Origin of the sequence: Vibrio sp. Y20_XG_PY13 (genome assembly GCF_024181925.1) — a bacterium.
Taxonomy (GTDB): Bacteria; Pseudomonadota; Gammaproteobacteria; order Enterobacterales; family Vibrionaceae; genus Vibrio; species Vibrio parahaemolyticus.
Window position 1 is genome coordinate 1 of sequence record NZ_JAMZAL010000037.1, and the last position, 1,603, is coordinate 1,603.

A 1,603-nucleotide genomic window follows, 5' to 3' on the forward strand; every position below is an offset into this window, starting at 1 on the left:
AATCATCGTTTAAGGAGGTGATCCAGCGCCAGGTTCCCCTAGCGCTACCTTGTTACGACTTCACCCCAGTCATGAACCACAAAGTGGTAAGCGTCCCCCCGAAGGTTAAACTACCTACTTCTTTTGCAGCCCACTCCCATGGTGTGACGGGCGGTGTGTACAAGGCCCGGGAACGTATTCACCGTGGCATTCTGATCCACGATTACTAGCGATTCCGACTTCATGGAGTCGAGTTGCAGACTCCAATCCGGACTACGACGCACTTTTTGGGATTCGCTCACTTTCGCAAGTTGGCCGCCCTCTGTATGCGCCATTGTAGCACGTGTGTAGCCCTACTCGTAAGGGCCATGATGACTTGACGTCGTCCCCACCTTCCTCCGGTTTATCACCGGCAGTCTCCCTGGAGTTCCCGACATTACTCGCTGGCAAACAAGGATAAGGGTTGCGCTCGTTGCGGGACTTAACCCAACATTTCACAACACGAGCTGACGACAGCCATGCAGCACCTGTCTCAGAGTTCCCGAAGGCACCAATCCATCTCTGGAAAGTTCTCTGGATGTCAAGAGTAGGTAAGGTTCTTCGCGTTGCATCGAATTAAACCACATGCTCCACCGCTTGTGCGGGCCCCCGTCAATTCATTTGAGTTTTAATCTTGCGACCGTACTCCCCAGGCGGTCTACTTAACGCGTTAGCTCCGAAAGCCACGGCTCAAGGCCACAACCTCCAAGTAGACATCGTTTACGGCGTGGACTACCAGGGTATCTAATCCTGTTTGCTCCCCACGCTTTCGCATCTGAGTGTCAGTATCTGTCCAGGGGGCCGCCTTCGCCACCGGTATTCCTTCAGATCTCTACGCATTTCACCGCTACACCTGAAATTCTACCCCCCTCTACAGTACTCTAGTCTGCCAGTTTCAAATGCAATTCCGAGGTTGAGCCCCGGGCTTTCACATCTGACTTAACAAACCACCTGCATGCGCTTTACGCCCAGTAATTCCGATTAACGCTCGCACCCTCCGTATTACCGCGGCTGCTGGCACGGAGTTAGCCGGTGCTTCTTCTGTCGCTAACGTCAAATAATGCAGCTATTAACTACACTACCTTCCTCACGACTGAAAGTGCTTTACAACCCGAAGGCCTTCTTCACACACGCGGCATGGCTGCATCAGGCTTGCGCCCATTGTGCAATATTCCCCACTGCTGCCTCCCGTAGGAGTCTGGACCGTGTCTCAGTTCCAGTGTGGCTGATCATCCTCTCAGACCAGCTAGGGATCGTCGCCTTGGTGAGCCCTTACCTCACCAACTAGCTAATCCCACCTAGGCATATCCTGACGCGAGAGGCCCGAAGGTCCCCCTCTTTGGCCCGTAGGCATCATGCGGTATTAGCCATCGTTTCCAATGGTTATCCCCCACATCAGGGCAATTTCCTAGGCATTACTCACCCGTCCGCCGCTCGACGCCGTTATCGTCCCCCGAAGGTTCTGATAACTCGTTTCCGCTCGACTTGCATGTGTTAGGCCTGCCGCCAGCGTTCAATCTGAGCCATGATCAAACTCTTCAATTTAAGATTTTGTTCGGCTCAATGAATACTGAACATTACATAA

At 53.0% G+C, this 1,603-nt stretch carries 1 rRNA gene; it reads right to left on the reverse strand.

Features of this window, described 5'->3' with window-relative positions:
- Window positions 1-10: 10 nt before the first annotated feature.
- Window positions 11-1,563, reverse strand: a 16S ribosomal RNA gene (locus NL646_RS23300).
- Between the last annotated feature and the right edge of the window lie 40 nt (window positions 1,564-1,603).